This window comes from Bradyrhizobium nitroreducens (assembly GCF_002776695.1).
Classification (GTDB): Bacteria; Pseudomonadota; Alphaproteobacteria; order Rhizobiales; family Xanthobacteraceae; genus Bradyrhizobium; species Bradyrhizobium nitroreducens.
Genome location: NZ_LFJC01000003.1, coordinates 6640396 through 6657418, shown reverse-complemented (window position 1 = coordinate 6657418; position 17023 = coordinate 6640396). Strand labels below are relative to the sequence as shown.

Genomic DNA, 17023 nt, shown 5'->3' with positions numbered 1-17023 from the left:
TGCACGTTCCACACGCGCGAAAGACTTCACACCGGGAGGAACTGAAATGCCGATCACAACAACAAGGCGTCGTCTGCTCGCTGGATCCGTGGCCACGCTCGCATTGCCGGCATTTGCCCGTGCGCAAGGCGCCGTCAAACCGCGCCTCACCGCAATCTCGCAATGGTCCGCGGGCAGCGATGGTGCGGCCATCACTGCGCTCGGCAAGAAGTTCGAGGAGAAGGGCGGCGTCTGGCAGCACTCGCCCGTCCCCGGTTTCACCACCGAGATGATGAACAAGCTGCGCGCCCAGATCATGGCCGGTGATCCGCCGGCCTGCTCGCAGCTCAAGGGCCCCGAGATCGCGGCCTGGTCGAAGATTGCCCCGACCGTCGATCTCGACGCCGTGGTCGCCGCCGCCGGCTATGAGAAGGTCGTCGCGCCGGACCTTGCAAAACTGCACAAGCCGGGCGGCAAATGGATCGCACTGCCGCTGCAGATCTACAGCACCAACATGCTGTTCCTGTCCAAACGCGCGATGGACAAGGCCAAGGCCGACAAGATCCCCCTCACATGGGCTGACTTCAACGACCTCGCCGAAAAGATGAAATCAGGCGGCGTCGCCTTCCCCATCGCCAATGGCGGGACCCGTCCCGACGACGGGCAGAAATTCGAGGCTGCTCTCGCCGGCATCAGTCCGCTCGCATACCGCGCCGCCATCATGAATCTCGAGAAGAAGGCCCTGGAGGGCCCCGAGATCAAGGCTGCGTTCGCGCAGGTGCGCAAGATCGCCGATTGGATGGACCCCAATGTCGGCGCCCAGCACTTCTCGACCAATCTGAAGCGCTTCGTCGACGGCGACATGGGCATGATGATCATGGGCGGCTGGGCGCAGGGCGTGTTGCGCAATGCCGGTTTCAAGTTCGAGGACTTCACGATTGCGCCGGGCCCGAGTGATAACGGCAAGCCTGTGTTCCTGCTGAATGCCGATGCCTTCATCTTCTGGCAGCGCAAGGAGCCCGACCTGCAGGCCGGTCAGACGTTGATGGCCCAGCTCGTCATGGATCCGGCGATCCAGACCATGTATTCGCAGATCACGGGATCGATCCCCGTGCGCACCGACGTCGATCTGTCCGGCGAAGGCTGGTCGGAGGGTCAACGGACCACCGCGGCCGCCCTCAAGAACGCCATCGCCAGCAACCAGGCCGTCCTCAGCATGGCGCACAACATGGCGCAGGAAAATGGCATGACGGCCGCGATGATCGACGTGATCACGGAGTACGTGAAGAACAAGACGATCAAGCCCGAGCAGGCCGCCACGCGCCTCGCCGAGGCCGTCGAGGGCGCGCGTTGAGCAATGCCGCCGCGATCAGACCGGGCCGGCCGGCGCTCCCTGAATGGGTGCGCCGGCTGCCCGAATATCTGACGATCTGGGTGCCGCTGCTGCTGTCCGCAGCGCACCTCGTGTCGTTCTCGCTGTGGACGATCTGGATCTCGTTCACGCCGTCGACGCTCATTCCCGTTACGGGCTGGGTGGGACTGCGCAACTACACGGCGGTCGCGGCATCGCGGAACTGGCAGATCGCCTTCGACAATCTGCTGCTGTTCGGCTGCGCTTTCGTGGTGTTGAGCGCGGCGACCGGCCTCATCCTCGCGATCCTGCTCGATCAGCGCATCCGCGGCGAGAACGTGCTGCGATCGATCTTCCTCTATCCCCTCGCGGTGTCGTTCGTCGTCACCGGCACGGTGTGGAGCTGGCTGCTCAATCCTGGCCTCGGGATCCAGAAATTGGTCCACGATCTCGGCTGGACCTCCTTCAGGTTCGACTGGCTGATCGACCGCGACATGGCGATCTGGACCATCGTCATCGCTGCGATCTGGCAATCCTCCGGCTTTGCCATGGCGTTGTTCCTGGCCGGCCTTCGCTCCGTCGATGCCGACATCATCAAGGCCGCACAGATCGACGGCGCCGGGCCGGTCCGAATCTACCGGCGCATCATTCTGCCGTCGCTGTGGCCGATCACCATCACCGTCGTCGTGATCCAGCTGCAATTCGCGATTTCGACCTTCGACCTCGTCCGCGCGCTCACCAATGGCGGGCCGGGAATTGCGACCCAGCTGCCGGCCCTGGTCGTCTACGATTTGATGTTCCAGCGCAGCCTGCTCGGCCGGGGCGCGGCGGCGGCGGTGCTGATGCTGCTCATTCTGCTCGCGGTGCTGCTGCCATATGCAGCCTGGCGATATCTCCAGCGACGGCGGGCCGCCCATGCCTGACCGTACCTTCGCTCCGAGCCGGATCTGGATCTATCTCGTCGTCTCGCTGATCGCCGCAGCCTGGCTCGCGCCGCTCGCCGTTGTCGTTCTGAACTCGCTGCGGACCAACGAGGAGATCGCGCAGGGGTCGATGATCGGCTGGCCTCAGCATCTGGCCTGGAGCAACTACGCCGCAGCCTGGAGCGGCTTCTGCGTCGCCGAGACCTGCGCCGGCATCCGGCCGTACATGCTGAACTCCGCGCTGATCACGATCCCCGCAACGATCTTCTCGACCCTGCTCGGCGCTGTCGCCGGTTACGCCGTGTCGCTCTGGCGCTTTCGCGGCGACACCTGGATCTACGGCATCGTCACGCTCGGCCTGTTCCTGCCCCAGCAGATGCGTCTTCTGCCCTGGACCATCGTGCTGCGGGACATCGGTCTCATCAACACGCTGGCGGGCCTCGTGCTGATCCACACCATCCAGGGGCTGTCCTTCACCACGCTGTTCTGCCGCAACTATTATGTCGCCATTCCCCATGAATTGATCCGGGCCGCGCGGATCGACGGCGCTGGTTTCTTCCGTATCTTCTGGCGCATCATCCTGCCGCTATCGGGGCCGATCCTGATCGTCACAGTGATCTGGCAGTTCACCCATATCTGGAACGAGTTCCTTTATGGCGTGACGTTCACGACCGGCCAGCAGCAGCCGGTCACGGCCGCCCTCATCGCGCTATCCGCCGCCGTCGCCGATATCCCGCAGCATGGCGTGCAGAGCGCAGCGGTGATCATCGCCGCGCTGCCCACGCTGCTGATCTACCTCCTCGGCGGCAAATACTTCGTCCGCGGCCTGACTGCCGGGGCGGTGAAATGATGGAGACGTCATGGCAGCACTGAGCATTCGCGCCCTGTCCAAGCGCTACGCCAATCTGGAGGTGCTGAAGGATATCGCTCTCGACATCGAGAGCGGCGAGTTCACCGTGCTGGTCGGGCCGTCCGGTTGCGGCAAGTCCACGCTGCTCAACATCGTCGCCGGGCTCGACCGCCCCAGTGCCGGGACGATCGAGATCGGCGGACGCGTCGTCAACGATGTCGCGCCGAAAGACCGCGACATCGCCATGGTGTTCCAGTCCTACGCGCTTTATCCCTCGATGACGGTGCGACAGAACATCACCTTCGGCATGGAATGCCGTCACGTGCCCAAGACCGCGCAAGACGCCGCGGTCGCGAATGTCGCAAAACTGCTCCAGATCGAGCCGCTGCTCGGCCGCAAGCCGTCGCAGCTCTCCGGCGGCCAGCGCCAGCGCGTCGCGATGGGGCGGGCCCTGGTGCGCGATCCCCTGCTCTTCCTGTTCGACGAGCCGCTGTCCAATCTCGACGCCAAGCTGCGCGTCGAGATGCGGATGGAGATCAAGCGGCTGCACCAGCGCATCGGCGCCACCATCGTCTATGTCACCCACGACCAGATCGAGGCCATGACGATGGCGACGCGGATCGCCGTGATGCATCAGGGCCGCGTGCAGCAATTCGCCGACCCCGACACCGTGTACCGCTATCCCGCCAATCTGTTCGTCGCCCGCTTCATGGGCTCGCCGCCGATGAACACCATGCCGGCCCGGCTCGAGAGCGACAAGGACGGGCTGGTGGCGGTGATCGGCGCGGGCCGGCCGGACGAGGTCCGCCTGCGCCTGAGAGATTATGACGGCGCTGCGCCCTTCGTCGGACGCGACGTCGTGGTGGGCATCCGGCCGGAATGCATTGCCGAGGGCAGCCGCGCGTTTTCAGGAGAAGCGCCTGTCCTCGTCGAGGCACCGGTGGACATGGTCGAGCCGACCGGTGCCGAGACGATGGTGTCGCTGCGGCTCGGGGGCGAACCCGCGATGGCGCGCATCTCGCCCGATATCCGCCCTGCGCCGGGCGCATCCGCCTCTTTCGCGCTCGACACCCGCCGCATTTGCCTGTTCGACCCCGAGACGGAGCGACTGATCGCATGACGAAGACGACCTATTCGAGCCTCGCGGACCGCGTGGTGCTGATCACCGGTGGCGCCAGCGGCATCGGCGCCGCCTTCGTGCGTGCCTTCGCCGCCCAAGGCGCCCGCGTCGCGTTCCTCGATATCGATGAAGCCGCCGGCGCCGCGCTGGCCGCGGAGGTCGCGGCCGCATGCGGTGCGACACCGCTGTTCGTGCCCTGCGACCTCCTGGATATCGAGGCCCTGCGCGCCGCCACGGCGCAGGTTCAGCAAAGGCTCGGCGACGCCGCGGTGCTCGTCAACAACGCCGCCAATGATCAGCGACAGGTGCTGACCGAGGTGACGCCCGCCGAGTTCGACTGGATGATGGGCGTCAATCTCAAGCACGTCTTCTTTGCCGCGCAGGCGGTGGTGCCGCAGATGCGGGCGCGCGGCGGCGGCTCGATCATCAACATGTCGTCGATCGCCTGGATGCGCGGCGCGCCGGCGCTGCCGGTCTACGCCGCGGCGAAGGCGGCCATCGTCGGCTTCACCAACTCGCTGGCGCGATCGGTCGGCCCCGACCGCATCCGCGTCAACGCGATTGCACCGGGCATGGTCATTACCGAGCGGCAGCGGCGGCTATGGTATCCGGACGAACGGGTCATTGCCGAAATGCGCTCGCGCCAAGCCGTTCCGGACGCGGTTACGCCCGAGGACATCGCGAATATGGCGCTGTTCCTCGCCTCCGACGAAAGCCGGCGCATCACCAGCCAGTGTTTCCGTGTGGACGCAGGGCTCGCGTAGGGCGTGCAGTCGGGCCGCTACCGGCGGCTCAGAAACGCTCGGGCCGCACCACTTCCACGTCACCGACGGAGACGAGGCCTACCTGCTGGGCTACCACGGCAAACACAGCCTGCAACAACTCGTCCAGCCGAACCGGATCGACGATGCACCAAACAACGAACATCCCGGCGGCGGCGCCGACCTGGCCATCCGCTTCCCATCGGCCGGCTCGCCCGCGACCGCCCACGACCGGGGCGACCGAATATCCACTCACACCCGTGCGCTCGAGTTTCTCGGTCAGCCGCTTCAGCAGTGCCCGTTCGATGAGAATCTCGATCCGCTTCTTGGCAAACGTCTGCATGCAGTCCTCACCGCGCGATCATCTGAGCGGCAGCAATGTAGAGCGGGATGCCGACGATCAGATTGAAGGGAAATGTCAGGCCAAGCGAGAGCGTCAGGGCGATCGCCGGGTTTGCCGCAGGAAGGGCGAGCCGCATCGCAGCCGGGACTGCGATGTAGGAAGCGGATGCACCGAGCGTCATCAAAACTGCAGTGCTGCCGGCCGATAATCCGATGAGCCAGGCAAAGAGCGCCGCAAACGCCGCGCCGATGAACGGCATTATCCAGGCAAAGCCTGCAACCGGAACGGACAGCGACTTCCAGCCGTCCCGCAGGCCGCGGCCGGCGATCAGGCCCATATCGAGCAGGAAGACGCACAGGAAGCCGGGGAAGGCATCGAGCAGGAAAGGCTTGAGCGAGGTCATGCCGCGTTCACCCGTGATGCATCCAACCGCGAACGCACCGAGCAAGGCAACGATCGAGCCGTTCAGTGCGATCTCGCGCAAGAAGTCTCCGGACATGTCACCGCTCCCTCTCCCTTCACGGCTGCGGGCGATCATCAGCGCCGAGAAGATCGCCGGCGTCTCCATCGCGGCCGCGACCGCGATCATATAGCCGTCGTAAGGCAAGGCGAGCTGCGTGAGTGCGCCGGTGACGGCCACGAAGGTCACGGCCGATATCGATCCGTAATGACCGGCAACGGCGGCAGCATTGATGTGGTCCAGGCCGGCGCCGCGCAGGAAGGCGTACGCAATGAATGGCAAGCCGGCCGACAACACGACGCCGGCCAGGATCGTCAGCGCCAGCGCAGGCGTCAGACCCTGATGGGCCACTTCGGCGCCGCCACGGAAGCCGATCGAGATCAGCAGATAAAGTGACAGAAAACGTGCAATAGCCTCTGGCACCGAGAGGTCCGAGCGTCCGAGCGAGGCGCCGAGCCCCATGCCGAAGAACAGCACCGAAGGCGAGACGAGATTCTGGGCGGCGAGCGCAAGCAAGGTATCCTCCATCCGGTGGGGCGAATGGAGGGCTGGATAGCTTTCCGCGGACGTTTGACAAAATTGATTGTCTCAAGCATCATGATTGAAATTTGCAATGATGATGCCCCGCTCTCGCCTGAACCTGGATATCGACCTCGTGCGATCCTTCGTGACGATCGTCTCGCTCGGCAATTTCACGCGCGCCGCTCAGTCGCTAGGCCTGCAGCAATCGACGGTGTCCCTGCAGATTCGCCGGTTGGAGCAACTTGTCGGCGGCACGCTCCTCGAGCGCTCGCCGCAATCGGTCGCACTGACTGCCGAGGGCGAGACGTTTTTCGACTACGCGCGGCGCCTGCTCGATCTCAATGACGAGATCGTCGCGCGCATCCGGGAGCCCGCGATACGGGGGCTCGTGCGCCTCGGCGCGCCCGAGGATTTCGCGACCCGCCACCTCCCCGACGTGCTTGCACGCTTTGCCCACGCCTATCCCCAGGTCGACCTGGAAGTGACCTGCGATCTGACTATGAATCTGATCGAGCGCTTTCGCAAAGGTGCTTTCGATCTGGCGCTCATCAAGCGTGAGCGTTCCATCGAAATTCCCGGCACCCGTGTATGGCGTGAGCCGCTGGTCTGGGTCACGGGTGGGGTTGATCTCAGACAGGGGGTGCTGCCGCTCGCGGTCTCGCCCAAACCCTGCGTCTATCGGAAGCGGGCGACCGAGGCGCTCGATCGTGCCAAACGATCGTGGCGGATCGCTTACACCTGCGGATCGCTGGCTGGAACGCTCGCCGCGGTCCGCGCGCGACTCGGCGTCACGGTGCTTCCGAAGGACATGGTACCTCTCGATCTTCACGTCGTGGACGGAAAGCCGATGCCCGACTTGAAGGACACCGAAGTGGCGATCCTGGAGCGCGATCGCCTTCCGCTCCCCGCGCAGCGACTTAAGGACTTCGTGGTCAAGACCCTCAACTAAGTCCATCATGCGTGACCTTCGAGAGCCGGAATCTTGCACGGCCGATGAGGCCGGGCGCGGCATTGGGACGCGGCATTTCGGCGGAAATCAACAACCCGCAGTGATCCGGCTATCGGGACGCGTCGTTTCGTGAAGGTAGATCGCAACTGATCGCACGGTGCGGTGCGCCCCTTGGGTGCATCCGTCGCTTCTGCATGGATGGAACCATAGTTGGAGAACATGATGACGCCCGCAATTCGTTCGTTCGTGGCCGGAGCCGCCATGGTCGCTGGCCTGCTAGGCCCTTCTGTCGCGCGCGCCGGCGACATCGTGGACACTGCCGTTTCCGCCGGTTCGTTCACCACGCTGGTGACAGCCGTGAAAGCTGCCGGTCTCGTGAATACGCTCAAGGGCAAGGGACCGTTTACGGTGTTCGCACCAAACGACGCAGCATTCGCAAAGCTGCCCCCGGGGACCGTCGAGTCGCTCTTGAAGAACAAGGCCAAGCTCGCGGCCGTTCTGAAGTATCACGTCGTTCCGGGCCGCGTGAAGGCGGCCGACCTCGCCGGGAAGTCGCTGAAGGTCGCGACCGTTCAGGGGCAGCCAATCAGCGTCGACGGCAGTCTTGGTGTCCGCGTCAATGACGCGCACGTTATCCAGCCGGACATAGAGGCGTCGAACGGCGTCATTCACGTCATCGACACGGTGCTTCTGCCGCCGGCGCGTGCGAAAAAGATGCACCACTGAGATCGGCGGGACTGCTCGGCCGCGGGCAGCACCGAGCGTTCAAGTCGCGGCATGAGCTGCGCTCGGTCTGGCCGGGGACGACGTCCCCGGTCAGCACTTGACGTCTGAGCTCCGCGCTGCAGGCAAGAGTTGTGAGGAGATTCTAGCTCGCTCGCCTGCCCTTCCGCATCGTGGCCAGCACGATGTCGGCCGCGAGCACGCTCGGCGACTTGTTGCCGGTCGACATGATCTGGTCGAGCTGGGCAAAGGCCTCGACCTGCTGCCGCCGCAGCGGGGACTCCGTCAGCACATCATGAAGCGCAGGCGCCAGCTTGTCCGGCGTGCAATCCTCCTGCAGGAACTCCGGAATGACGTCCCTGCCGATCACGAGATTGGCGAGGATCACCGAGGAGACGCGGATCGCGCGGCGCAGGATGAAGGCCTCGATCGCGCCGACGCGATAGGCCGTCACCATCGGAATGCCCGACAGCGCGAGCTCCAGCGTCACCGTGCCGGATTTGGCCAGCGCTGCGCGCGCGATGCGGAAGGCGGCGCGCTTTTCGTTCTCGCCGATCACGATCTGCGGCTTGACCGGCCAGTTCGCGATGCCCTCGCGGATGGTGGCTTCGAGATGCGGCATGGTCGGCAGCATCAGGTCGAAGGCGCGGCCTTCCGCTCGCAGGCGGGCGAGCGTCGCGCCGAACACGTCGAGATGGTGCCTGACCTCGCTGCGGCGGCTGCCGGGCAGCACCAGCAGCACCGGCGGCTCACTGTTGCGGCGTGCCTGCTCCTCTTCGTTCGGCCGCAGCGAGGGCAATTGCTCGATCAGGGGATGGCCGACATAGCTGCAGGGCGGCCCGCCCAACTTGCGGTATTCCTCGGGCTCGAACGGCAACAGGCCGAGCACATGGTCGACATAGCCGAGCATGGTCCGCGCCCGGCCCGGCCGCCACGCCCAGAGCTGCGGCGAGACGTAATCGACCACTGGGATCGCGGAATTCTTTGCGCGAACGCGGCGGGCGACGCGGTGGGTGAAATCCGGGCTGTCGATGATGACGAGCGCGTCGGGCGCGCTCTCCAGCACGGAATCCGTGGTCTTGCGGATCAACCCCAGGATCTTCGGCAATTGCTGCACCACCGCGGCAAAGCCGACGATCGACAGCTCCTCGATCGGAAACAGCGATTCGAGCCCCTCACGCGCCATGGTGCGGCCGCCGACGCCGACGAACTGCACGCCGTCGCCGAGGCGCTGGCGCAGCACCTTCATCAAGGCGCTGCCGAGCCGGTCGCCGGATTCCTCCGTGGCGATCAGGAAGATCTTGCGCTGGGGATCGCGCGACTGCATCAAGCCGGCAGGCCGATGATGAAGAGATATTTCGCGTCGGCAAGCGCGATCATCGCCTGCGGCTCGGCGGCGATGGTGTTGCCGGCGATGACGGCAATGCCCGCGAGCCCGGCGGCCGCGACGCCCTCGATGGTGCGCGGGCCGATGGTCGGCAGATCGAAGCGCAGATCCTGGCCGCTCTTCGGCGCCTTCACCAGCACGCCGCGGCCGGCAGCCGCGCGAATGCGGCCCTCCTCGCGCAGCCGCGCGACGCGCGCGAGCAGTGCATCCGTGCCCTCGATGTCCTCGACCGCCACCACATGGCCGTCGATCACCACCGCAGCCTGGCCGATGTCGAACGGGCCGAGCGCCGTCAGCACCGCGCGGCCGCGCGCGATGTCGGTCTTGCTGTTGTCGTTCGGCCAGGCGCGGCTGATACAGCCCTCGGGCATCAGCAGATCGGGCGCGACCTCCTTGATGCCGACCATGCGAAAGCCGCCGTGCTCTAGGATACGGCCGACACCAGACAGCAGATGATCGTCGCCACCGCGGAAGGCGCGGATGACGTTGCCGAGCAGGCGCAGCGTCGTGACGTCGAACCTTATTTCGGTGAGCGAAGGCCGTACCAAGGTGCCGATGAAGATCAGGTCGCGGCAGCCTTCCTCGCGAAACAGCCGCATCGCGCGACCGAGCTGGCCGACCGAGATCCAGCGGTGACGGAATTGCTCCACCCGCGCCGGATCGCAGGCGCCCCGAAGGGGAAACAGCACCGGCGTGATGCCGCGGGCGGCGAGCGAGTCGGCGACCGCGAACGGCATCGCGCCGCCGCCGGCGACGATGCCGACCGGCGATGAGAGCTCCGCAGCCGCTGATGTCATGCCCGCGGCCATATCCAAGATCACTTCGTGATGGCGGGAAGGCAGAGCGGGCGCTTGCCCTTGCCGATGAAGTCGAGAATCTCGGCGATCGCCGGATCTTCGCCCGCGAGCGACCTGGATGCCTCCAGCCGCTCGGCGAAGGTGCCGGGGCCATGGAAGAGCTTCTGGTAGAACGCCCGCACGGTCGCCAGCCGCTGCTTGGTGAACTTGCGCCGCTTCATGCCGATCAGGTTGAGGCCTTCCAGCACCGCGTACTGGCCGTTGACCAGGCCGAACGGAATGATGTCGTCGCGGACACCGCACACGCCGCCGACCATCACCTGCGGGCCGATGCGGGTGAACTGGTGCACCGCGGACAGGCCACCGATGAAGACGAAGTCGCCGATCTCGCAATGACCGCCGAGCGTCGCCGACGTCGCGAAGATCACGTCATTGCCGACATGGCAATCGTGGCCGACATGGCCGCAATTCATGAAGTAGCCGCGATCGCCGACGGTGGTGATGCCGCCGCCAGCGACAGTGCCAGCGTTCATGGTCACGGATTCCCGGATGGTGCAGCCCGAGCCGATCTTCAGCTGCGTCAGCTCGCCCCGGTAGCTGAGCGACTGCGGCGGCGTGCCCAGCGAGGCAAAAGGATAGATGGTGCAATCGTCGCCGATGGTCGTCTGTGCGGTGACGTGCACATGCCCGATCAGCTTGCAGTTCGCACCGATCACGACGTTCGGGCCGATGATGCAAAAGGGGCCGATCTCGGTGCCCTCGCCGATCACGGCGCCGTCCGCGATCCGTGCGGTGGGATCAATCTTGCTCATCAAGCAATCTTACTCGTTAGGAAGCTCTGATTATGTATTGAAGTCGCTCGGTTTTCCGGTGGTTAGCGCGACTTTGCCCGATCTGTCCAGTGACGTATCATCTCGCCGTGTTTCAAGTATCGGATGAGGCGGCCGTCCCGGTTCGCCAGCAAGTTCATGCGGAGCTTCAGCACTCGTGGTCAGGGCCCTGGCACTTCTGCTCGCACAGCTTGCCGCCGCGCCGATCGTGTCCGAGACGGTCGCGACCGGTGATCGCGGCGCCATCGACCTCGCGACATTCGAATGCCGCGACATCGATCGCAGCACGGTGCTTCAGCGCGTCTGCTACGACCGCGCGCGGCACGATCTCGTCGTCGCGACCAGCGGCGGCTATGCGCGCTATTGCGGCGTCGCGGCCGAGACGGTCGACCGCCTTCTCGGCGCGCCGTCCATGGGCCAATTCTTCAACCGGCATATCAGGCGCGAGGCCGCCGGCGGCCGCTACGATTGCAGCGCGTGAGCCTGGCCTGCGGCGCTCTAGTCCGTCAGCATGGCGCCGACGTCGGCTTCCGCAACCACCTGCCCGTTGACCTTGGCGTCGCCGTGAAACCACCACATGGTCTTGCGGCGGCCGAGCGAGCGCATGTGATACTCGATGGTATCACCTGGAAGCACCGGCTTGCGGAACTTGCACTTGTCGATGGTGAGAAAATACACCGCCCGCGGCTTCTCGGTACCTTCGACCGACTTGATGCCGATCACGCCCGCCGTCTGCGCCATCGCCTCGATCATCATGACGCCGGGATAGACCGGGCGCTCCGGGAAATGTCCCTGGAAGGCCGGCTCGTTGAAGGTGACGTTCTTGATGCCGATACCGCTATAGTCGGCGCGGATGTTGATCACGCGGTCGATCAGCAGCATCGGAAAACGGTGCGGCAGGGTCTGGAGGATGGCGTTGATATCGACCAGCTCGAACTTAACAGGTGATTCCGACGTCATTCCCGTCCCTCGTCCTTCGGATCGGCCTTGCTGTCACGCACGAGGCGCTCCACCGCGATAATTTCCTTGAACCACTGCTTGGTCGGCTTGGCAAAGAAACCACCCCAACGACCGCCAGGCGGGATGTCGTCCTTGACCCCGCTCATCGCGGTGACCTGGGCGCCGTCGCCGATCTTGAGGTGGTTGTTGATGCCAACCTTGGCTCCCAGCGCCACGTTGTCGCCGATCGTCAGGCTGCCCGCGAGGCCGATCTGGGCCGCCAACAGGCAATTCCGGCCGATCGTCACATTGTGGCCGATCTGGACCTGATTGTCGATTTTGGTGCCCTCCCCGATCACGGTGTCGCGCAGGGACCCGCGGTCGATGGTGGTGCCAGCGCCGACTTCCACATTGTTCTGGATCAGCACGCGGCCGGTCTGGGGCACCTTCAGATGGCCCTCGGGGCCGAAGAAGATGAAGCCGTAGCCGTCCTGCCCGATCGAGCAGCCGGGATGGATCAGCACGTTGTTGCCGATCAGGGCGCACTGGATGGCGGTGCGGGCGCCGACATTGCAGTCCCGGCCGATCTTGACGCCGGGGCCGATGACCGCACCGGCGCCGATCACGGTGCCGCTCCCGATCTCGACGTCCGGGCCGATGACCGTCAGCGGCTCCACGATGACGTCGTCCTCGATCCGGGCCGAGGGATCGATGATGGCCGACGGCGCGATGCCCTCGATCCCGAACCAGGACTGCGGGCGCAGCGCATCGCCGTGCCATTCCCGGGCGATCCCGACGAAGGCGCGGAACGGCTGGGCCACCCGCAGCACGGCCACATGGGCAGGCACCTGCGCCTCGAAGCGCGGGCTCACCAGGCACGCCCCGGCCCTGGTCGCCTTGAGCTCCTCGGCATATTTGAGGTTGTCGAAAAACGCCAGATGCATCGGGCCGGCTTCGTCGAGCGAAGCAAGGCCCGTGATGACGTGGTCGCCCCTTGCCGGGTCGACCAGCTGCGCCTTGGTCTGCGCGGCGATCTCGGCCAGCGTAGAAGCCGGCGGCTTTTTGAAGAAGGTCGGCTGCGCCATTCCACCCCGTCGCGGTCCGGCTTCGGCATGAAGCGGTCGGGCCGCATCATGCCTAATCTCATGGATTGAGCACGATCTTTTTGAGCACCGGCCCCAATCGGGGGCCGGCTCATGCCCAGCTGATCGAATTAGAACGTGGTACCGCCGCCGAACCGGAATTCCTGCGTACGGTCGTACTTGCCCTTGCTGAGCGGCACGGCGTAGTCGAAGCGCAGCGGACCGAACGGGGACTGCCAGATCAGGCCGACACCGACCGACGACCGGATGACCTTGCTGTCGTCATAGACGAGGCCGGTACAGGTTCCCGTGACCGTCGGATTGACCGACGACGGAATACATCCAGGCGCATTGACCTCGTTGGTCGCCGTCCAGCTCGTCGGGCCCTTGTAGTCATAGAGGCCGCCGGCATCGGCATAGACCGCGCCCTTCAGACCGACTTCCTTCGGCAGGAACCAGAACGGCATCTGCAATTCGAGCGAAGCGCCCCAGTACTTGGTGCCGCCCAGCGCGTCCCGCGAACCGAAGGGGTTCAAGTCACGCGGACCGATACCGTTCGGAGCAAAGCCGCGGACCAGGTTCGGGCCCATCTGGAAATGGTCGAGCATCCGCAGATCGTCGCCCATCTTGGTCAGGATGCCGCCCTGGAGACGGACGAGACCGACGATGTCCGACACCAGCGGGGCATAGTACTTACCGTCCGCCACGGTCTTCAGATAGGAGACGTCGCCACCGACGCCGGCGAAATCCTGACGGAAGTCGATGAGCAGACCGTCGGTCGGGTTCTTGTTGTTGTCCAGCGTGTTGTAGGTCAGCGTGTAGCCGAGCGCCGAAGTCAGCGTCTTGCCGTTCGCCAGCTCCTTGCGCACCGGCAGCGAGGCTTCGCCGTCGCTGTAGCAGCCGAGGCCGTTGGTGGAGCTGAGATCCGGAACGCCGCCATTGGCATTGACGAAGGCCGGGCTCGGGTTGAACGCGGACGAACCGACGACGTTGTTACAGTTCGCCAGGTAGTACGGCAGCGTGATCTGCTGCTGGTAGATCGAGTAGCGCAGCTGCAGCGACAGGTCCTCGCGCAAGGCGAAGCCGAGGCGCGGCGAGAAGCCGAGCGTCTTGGTGCCGTAGGAGATGTAGCTGTTGGACTTCTGCTCACGCTGATAGAGGTCGAGGCCGAGCGCGACGCGGTAGTCGAGCAGATAGGGCTCGACGAACGACAGCGAGTAGCCGCGGGCATACTGGCCATAGGTCACCGACGCCTTGGCGAACAGGCCCCGGCCGAGCAGGTTGCGCTCGGAGATCGAGACTTCGGCCAGCGCGCCGTCCGTGGTGGAGTAACCGCCCGAGATCGAGAAGTCGCCGGTCGATTTCTCTTCCATGTCGACGATCAGGATCACACGATCGCTCGAGGAGCCCGGCTCCGTCGTGATCTTCACGCTCTTGAAGTAGTCGAGGTTCTTCAGGCGCCGCTCGGCGCGGTCGACCAGGGCGCGGTTGTAGGCATCGCCCTCGGAGATGTCGAACTCGCGGCGGATCACGTAGTCACGCGTACGCGTGTTGCCGCGCAGGTTGATGCGCTCGATATAGGTGCGCGGGCCTTCGTCGATGTTGAACACGACGGAGACGGTGTGCGCCTCGAAATTGCGGTCCCCGCCCGGCCGGACCACGGCGAACGCATAGCCGCGGCGCGAGGCCTCGATCTGCATCTCCTCGACCGACTTCTCGACCGATTCGACGTTGTAGAGCGAGCCGACATTGACGCGCGAATAGGCGCGCAGCGACGAGGGGTCGAAGTTCGGGATGCTGGAGCGGAAGTCGATCGCGCCGACGCGGTACTGCGATCCTTCCTCGATCTTGAAGGTGACGTTGAAGCCCTTCTTCTCCGGATCGTATTCGGTGAGCGCGGCCACGACCTGGACGTCGGCGAAACCGTTCTTGAGATAGAAGCGGCGGATCAGGTCGCGGTCGGCTTCGACGCGGTCGGGATCGTAGATGTCACCGCTGGCCAGGAAGCTCAGCAGGTTCGATTCGCGGGTCTTGATGACGTCGCGCAAGCGGTAGGACGAGAACGCGTTGTTGCCGACGAACTCGATCGACTTGACGCCGGTCTTGGCGCCCTCCTCGATCGTGAAGATCAGGTCGACGCGGTTGTTCGGCTGCTCGATGATCTCCGGCGTGACGCGGACGTCGTAGCGGCCGGAGCGCCTGTAGATCTCGGCGATTCGCAGCGTGTCGGACTGCACCATGGCACGCGAGAAGGTGCCGCGGGCCTTGGACTGGACCTCGGTGGTGAGCTGCTCGTCCTTGATCTTCTTGTTGCCCTCGAAGGCAATACGGCCAATCACCGGGTTTTCCACCACGGAGACGATGATCTGGCCGCCGGAGCCACGGTTGATTCTCACGTCCTGGAACAGGCCGGTCTCGATCAACGCCTTGAGGCCGTCATCGATGGCGCCTTGATCCAGGCGGCCGCCCGGGCCCGGCTTGAAATAGGAGCGAATCGTCTCCACCTCGACCCGGCGATTCCCTTCGACGGAAATCGACTGAACGGTCTGAGCGAACGCAGACGAAGACACGAAAACAGCCCCGACCGGGGCAATTACCGGCGCGCCGAACATGATCAGGGTTGCGAGCAAGCCCCCCCGGAGTCGCAGTCCAAACTTCATGCGCAACGCGCCCTTATCATTCCGTGCCAGACCCAACCCCAAAGCCGGTCCGGAGATTCCCCAAGTTCAGGCCGCTTGTAGCCAATTTCACCGACGCCGCAAACGGCCGAAAGCGCCGTAATTCCAATTTCATTCCAAGACGTTGCTGATCAGCAACGCCATAAGGCACGCCACAAAAAAGCCCCTATCAGGAAGCCGCCATGCGCAGGATGTCGTTGTAGGTCGCAAACACCATCAACATCAGCACCAGACCGAGCCCGATTCGGAACCCCATCTCCTGGGTCCGCTCGGAAAGGGGCCGGCCGCGGACCACTTCCGCCGCGTAGAACATCAGATGGCCGCCATCGAGCAGCGGGATCGGGAACAGGTTCAACAGGCCGATCGACACCGACAGCACCGCGCACAGATTGATCACGAACTGGAACCCGGCGCTGGCCGCCTGCCCGGACATCTTAGCGATTCCCAGCACGCCGCTGACCTCGTTGGGATTTCCCTGCCCGACGAACAGCGAGCCCAGGAACTTGAAGGTGCTGGTAATAATGAACCAGACCTGCTCGACCCCGATCTTGAGCGCCTCGCCGACGCCGACCGGCGCGGTCGAAGCCTCACCGGCCTGCGACTTGTGCTCGACGCCGAGCACACCGAGACGGTGGCTGTTGCCGAACGGATCCTTGCGCTCGAGCAGCGCCGGCGTTGCGGTCAGCGAAACGATCGCACCGTCCCGCTTCACCTGGAAGGCAAGCGCCGAACCGGCATTCATCGCAACGATTCGCTGCATGTCGGCAAAGCTCTCGATCGGCTTGCCGTCGATCTGGACGACGACGTCCCCGATCTTGAACCCGGCCGCCGCCGCAGCCCCATCGGCGACGACGCCGTCAACCCGGGCGATCGTGCTCGGCTTGCCGTAATACAGCGCCATGCCGGCGAAGATCAGCGCACCCAGGATGAAATTGGCAATCGGGCCCGCCGCGACGATGGCGGCACGCGGACCGACCTTCTTGTGGTGGAAGCTGCCGGCGCGCTCCTCGGCCGTCATGGCCGCGAGCGTCTGGGCCGATGGGGTCGAGGCCTCGCTCTCGTCACCGAAAAACTTGACGTAGCCGCCGAGCGGGATCGCCGAGATCTTCCAGCGGGTCCCATGGCGATCGTTGAAACCGACCAGCTCAGGTCCGAAACCGAGCGAAAAGGTCAAGACACGAACGCCCGCCCAGCGCGCGACCAGAAAATGGCCGAGCTCATGGAAGAACACGACGATCGTCAGGACGAACAGGAAGGGAACCGCATAGCCTAGCACCCCATGGCTCAACGCATTGAAACTATGGGTAAAAAAGTCGATCATCGAATTCC

Annotated in this window: 17 protein-coding genes; 8 read left to right on the top strand and 9 right to left on the bottom strand. The window is 64.8% G+C overall.

Features of this window, described 5'->3' with window-relative positions; genetic code table 11:
• The first annotated feature begins 46 nt into the window (after window positions 1–46).
• Genes TSA1_RS31625 through TSA1_RS31605 form a run of 5 tightly spaced genes read left to right on the top strand, consistent with a single transcriptional unit; the run spans window position 47 to window position 4987 of the window.
• Complete coding sequence (locus TSA1_RS31625) at window positions 47–1333, top strand: ABC transporter substrate-binding protein (protein ID WP_100179747.1); 1287 nt, start codon at window positions 47–49, stop codon at window positions 1331–1333.
• A complete protein-coding gene (locus TSA1_RS31620) occupies window positions 1330–2253 on the top strand; it encodes a carbohydrate ABC transporter permease (protein WP_100179746.1) in 924 nt (307 codons plus the stop codon). The genes TSA1_RS31625 and TSA1_RS31620 overlap by 4 nt, the downstream gene beginning before the upstream one ends.
• Window positions 2246–3103, top strand: coding sequence for a carbohydrate ABC transporter permease (locus TSA1_RS31615; protein WP_174719155.1), 858 nt, complete (start codon window positions 2246–2248; stop codon window positions 3101–3103). Before TSA1_RS31620 ends, TSA1_RS31615 begins: the two co-directional genes overlap by 8 nt.
• A gap of 10 nt (window positions 3104–3113) precedes the next feature.
• The gene (locus TSA1_RS31610) at window positions 3114–4223 is read left to right on the top strand and encodes an ABC transporter ATP-binding protein (RefSeq protein ID WP_100179744.1); all 1110 of its coding nucleotides are present in this window, start codon (window positions 3114–3116) and stop codon (window positions 4221–4223) included.
• Entirely contained in the window at window positions 4220–4987 is a 768-nt protein-coding gene (locus tag TSA1_RS31605) for an SDR family NAD(P)-dependent oxidoreductase (protein WP_100179743.1), read from the top strand. The genes TSA1_RS31610 and TSA1_RS31605 overlap by 4 nt, the downstream gene beginning before the upstream one ends.
• 28 nt (window positions 4988–5015) lie before the next feature.
• Here TSA1_RS31605 and TSA1_RS31600 read toward each other — a convergent pair whose 3' ends face one another.
• Together TSA1_RS31600 and TSA1_RS31595 are read right to left on the bottom strand one after the other, a co-directional pair.
• A complete protein-coding gene (locus tag TSA1_RS31600; RefSeq protein ID WP_100179742.1) occupies window positions 5016–5327 on the bottom strand; it encodes a P-II family nitrogen regulator in 312 nt (103 codons plus the stop codon).
• A 7-nt stretch (window positions 5328–5334) separates the two neighbouring features.
• Window positions 5335–6303: a sodium-dependent bicarbonate transport family permease gene (locus tag TSA1_RS31595; RefSeq protein WP_210248350.1), complete on the bottom strand. Its 969-nt coding sequence runs from the start codon at window positions 6301–6303 to the stop codon at window positions 5335–5337.
• A gap of 97 nt (window positions 6304–6400) precedes the next feature.
• On the opposite strand from TSA1_RS31595, the gene TSA1_RS31590 reads away from it, so the two are divergent.
• Window positions 6401–7258 carry a LysR substrate-binding domain-containing protein gene (locus TSA1_RS31590; protein WP_245448455.1) on the top strand — a complete coding sequence of 286 codons (858 nt, stop codon included), beginning with the start codon at window positions 6401–6403 and terminating at the stop codon, window positions 7256–7258.
• Window positions 7259–7519: 261 nt separating this feature from the next.
• Complete coding sequence (locus TSA1_RS31585) at window positions 7520–7984, top strand: fasciclin domain-containing protein (protein WP_100181442.1); 465 nt, start codon at window positions 7520–7522, stop codon at window positions 7982–7984.
• Window positions 7985–8126: 142 nt separating this feature from the next.
• On the opposite strand, the gene lpxB is transcribed toward TSA1_RS31585, so the two are convergent.
• Genes lpxB through lpxA form a run of 3 tightly spaced genes read right to left on the bottom strand, consistent with a single transcriptional unit; the run spans window position 8127 to window position 10977 of the window.
• The gene (gene lpxB, locus TSA1_RS31580; RefSeq protein ID WP_100179740.1) at window positions 8127–9311 is read right to left on the bottom strand and encodes a lipid-A-disaccharide synthase; all 1185 of its coding nucleotides are present in this window, start codon (window positions 9309–9311) and stop codon (window positions 8127–8129) included.
• Window positions 9308–10165 carry an LpxI family protein gene (locus tag TSA1_RS31575; protein ID WP_161497289.1) on the bottom strand — a complete coding sequence of 286 codons (858 nt, stop codon included), beginning with the start codon at window positions 10163–10165 and terminating at the stop codon, window positions 9308–9310. Before TSA1_RS31575 ends, lpxB begins: the two co-directional genes overlap by 4 nt.
• A 20-nt stretch (window positions 10166–10185) precedes the next feature.
• Complete coding sequence (gene lpxA, locus TSA1_RS31570) at window positions 10186–10977, bottom strand: acyl-ACP--UDP-N-acetylglucosamine O-acyltransferase (protein ID WP_100179738.1); 792 nt, start codon at window positions 10975–10977, stop codon at window positions 10186–10188.
• Window positions 10978–11152: 175 nt separating this feature from the next.
• Between lpxA and TSA1_RS31565 the strand changes: the two genes are divergently transcribed.
• Window positions 11153–11476: a KTSC domain-containing protein gene (locus TSA1_RS31565; protein ID WP_100179737.1), complete on the top strand. Its 324-nt coding sequence runs from the start codon at window positions 11153–11155 to the stop codon at window positions 11474–11476.
• Between the two features lie 17 nt (window positions 11477–11493).
• Here the strand turns inward: TSA1_RS31565 and fabZ are convergent, their stop codons facing one another.
• From fabZ to rseP, 4 genes are all read right to left on the bottom strand, one after another.
• A complete protein-coding gene (gene fabZ / locus TSA1_RS31560) occupies window positions 11494–11955 on the bottom strand; it encodes a 3-hydroxyacyl-ACP dehydratase FabZ (RefSeq protein WP_100179736.1) in 462 nt (153 codons plus the stop codon).
• On the bottom strand, window positions 11952–13019 hold the full coding sequence (gene lpxD / locus TSA1_RS31555) for a UDP-3-O-(3-hydroxymyristoyl)glucosamine N-acyltransferase (RefSeq protein ID WP_100179735.1): 1068 nt from the start codon (window positions 13017–13019) through the stop codon (window positions 11952–11954). Before lpxD ends, fabZ begins: the two co-directional genes overlap by 4 nt.
• Window positions 13020–13147: 128 nt before the next feature.
• Window positions 13148–15676 (bottom strand): outer membrane protein assembly factor BamA, encoded by a 2529-nt coding sequence (gene bamA, locus TSA1_RS31550; protein WP_100179734.1) that lies wholly within the window; start codon window positions 15674–15676, stop codon window positions 13148–13150.
• Window positions 15677–15863: 187 nt separating this feature from the next.
• Window positions 15864–17015, bottom strand: a complete 1152-nt coding sequence (gene rseP, locus TSA1_RS31545; RefSeq protein ID WP_100179733.1) for an RIP metalloprotease RseP — start codon at window positions 17013–17015, stop codon at window positions 15864–15866.
• Window positions 17016–17023 lie beyond the last annotated feature (8 nt).

Coding starts and splice junctions, on each gene's coding strand:
- TSA1_RS31625 (WP_100179747.1), top strand. CDS start 47: ATGCCGATCACAACAACAAGGCGTCGTCTGCTCGCTGGATCCGTGGCC.
- TSA1_RS31615 (WP_174719155.1), top strand. CDS start 2,246: ATGCCTGACCGTACCTTCGCTCCGAGCCGGATCTGGATCTATCTCGTC.
- TSA1_RS31610 (WP_100179744.1), top strand. CDS start 3,114: ATGGCAGCACTGAGCATTCGCGCCCTGTCCAAGCGCTACGCCAATCTG.
- TSA1_RS31605 (WP_100179743.1), top strand. CDS start 4,220: ATGACGAAGACGACCTATTCGAGCCTCGCGGACCGCGTGGTGCTGATC.
- TSA1_RS31600 (WP_100179742.1), bottom strand. CDS start 5,327: ATGCAGACGTTTGCCAAGAAGCGGATCGAGATTCTCATCGAACGGGCA.
- TSA1_RS31590 (WP_245448455.1), top strand. CDS start 6,401: ATGATGATGCCCCGCTCTCGCCTGAACCTGGATATCGACCTCGTGCGA.
- TSA1_RS31585 (WP_100181442.1), top strand. CDS start 7,520: ATGGTCGCTGGCCTGCTAGGCCCTTCTGTCGCGCGCGCCGGCGACATC.
- TSA1_RS31575 (WP_161497289.1), bottom strand. CDS start 10,165: ATGACATCAGCGGCTGCGGAGCTCTCATCGCCGGTCGGCATCGTCGCC.
- lpxA (WP_100179738.1), bottom strand. CDS start 10,977: ATGAGCAAGATTGATCCCACCGCACGGATCGCGGACGGCGCCGTGATC.
- fabZ (WP_100179736.1), bottom strand. CDS start 11,955: ATGACGTCGGAATCACCTGTTAAGTTCGAGCTGGTCGATATCAACGCC.
- lpxD (WP_100179735.1), bottom strand. CDS start 13,019: ATGGCGCAGCCGACCTTCTTCAAAAAGCCGCCGGCTTCTACGCTGGCC.
- bamA (WP_100179734.1), bottom strand. CDS start 15,676: ATGAAGTTTGGACTGCGACTCCGGGGGGGCTTGCTCGCAACCCTGATC.
- rseP (WP_100179733.1), bottom strand. CDS start 17,015: ATGATCGACTTTTTTACCCATAGTTTCAATGCGTTGAGCCATGGGGTG.